Here is a 1508-nt window from a genome sequence, read left to right as displayed (position 1 = left end):
GAGGATGTCTAGAGTTTTGTGTAAATGGTTATAATTACCATTAAGGAGTTGACCATTTATGCAAGATGTCAGAAGTCAGTTAGCCCGACAAGTGGCTCAAGAGTGTAAGACCGTAGAAGATGTTCATAATGCATTAAAAGATCTCTTTAAGCGAACTCTCCAAGAGATTCTCGAAACAGAAATGAATGAGCATCTTGGCTACGAGAAGAATGATGTCAAGGGAAACAACTCAGGTAATAGTCGCAACGGCTATTCCTCAAAAAGCATTAAAACTAGTTTAGGTGAAACGGAACTCGGCATTCCGAGAGACCGTAACGGGAAATTCGAACCTCAAATCATCAAAAAATATGAGAAAAACGCTAGCGAAATCGAAGAACAGATCATTACAATGTATGCCAAGGGGATGTCCACAAGGGATATTGAGGCACACATGAAAGACATCTATGGCATTGATGTCTCGGCCGATTTGGTAAGTAAGATTACAGATAAAATCTATCCGATGATTACAGAGTGGCAGTCCCGTCCCCTTGACGCTGTCTATCCTATTGTCTTCCTAGATGCGATTCACTTTAAAGTCCGCAAAGATAATCGCATCGTTAACAAGGCCGCATACTCCGTTCTTGGCATTGATGTCTTAGGTCGTAAAGATATCCTGGGAATCTGGATTGGTGAAAATGAAAGTGCCAGTTTCTGGATGGGTGTATGCAATGATTTAAAGAATCGTGGCGTACAAGATATCTTAATTGCATGTAAAGACGGGCTTTCAGGCTTCTCTGAGGCTATAAATAGCGTATTTCCTCGTACATCGATTCAATTATGCATCATCCACCAAATTCGCAACTCGATGAAATACGTTTCATATAAAGAACAGAAAGCAGTCATGGCCGATCTTAAAAAGGTTTATCAAGCACTAACTCTAGAAGAAGCTGAGTTTGCTTTCGAAATGTTCAAAGAAACGTGGGGTAAAAAACATCCGATCGTCATTAAGTCTTGGGAAACCAACTGGCAAGAATTAACCACCTACTTTAGTTACTCGTATGGGATACGCCGATTGATTTATACAACGAATACTGTAGAAGGCTATCATCGTCAATTGCGAAAAGTGACCAAAACGAAAACGGCTTTTCCAACCGATGACTCATTACGGAAAATCATCTATCTAGCCACCAAAAATATCAGCAAGAAATGGACTATGCCTTTGCAAAACTGGGCAGAATGTATTTCACAATTTGTTATTCAATTTGAGGATAGACTTACTATGTTCTAAGCTTGGGGGCTCTGCCCCCAACGCCCCCGAAGTTTAACGCTTTGTTCTGCCTGTTAGGAAATGAAACTTGGAAAAGGAAGCATCTTGCGATGCCTCCCATTTCCTTCAGCAGAAACCAACCGAGCGCTCTGGTTGCTCTTCAGCATTGCCGTACCCTCTCATGTTGGCAAGAGCTAGTTATAGTTTAACCAAAAAAACTTACAAGTAAAAATTCCATTTACACAAAATTATTTACATACCC

Annotated in this window: 1 protein-coding gene; it reads left to right on the top strand. The window is 40.6% G+C overall.

The features are described from left to right. The first annotated feature begins 58 nt into the window (after positions 1 to 58). The gene (locus tag DSOL_RS26075) at positions 59 to 1267 is read left to right on the top strand and encodes an IS256 family transposase (RefSeq protein WP_075367597.1); all 1209 of its coding nucleotides are present in this window, start codon (positions 59 to 61) and stop codon (positions 1265 to 1267) included. Positions 1268 to 1508: the final 241 nt, after the last annotated feature.

Source organism: Desulfosporosinus metallidurans, assembly GCF_001936615.1.
Classification (GTDB): Bacteria; Bacillota; Desulfitobacteriia; order Desulfitobacteriales; family Desulfitobacteriaceae; genus Desulfosporosinus; species Desulfosporosinus metallidurans.
The sequence above is the reverse complement of the archived record's forward strand: the minus strand, read 5'-3'. Positions and strand labels throughout refer to the sequence as shown.

Excerpts from the sequence above, each read along its gene's own strand:
- DSOL_RS26075 (WP_075367597.1), top strand. The coding sequence starts at position 59 with ATGCAAGATGTCAGAAGTCAGTTAGCCCGACAAGTGGCTCAAGAGTGT.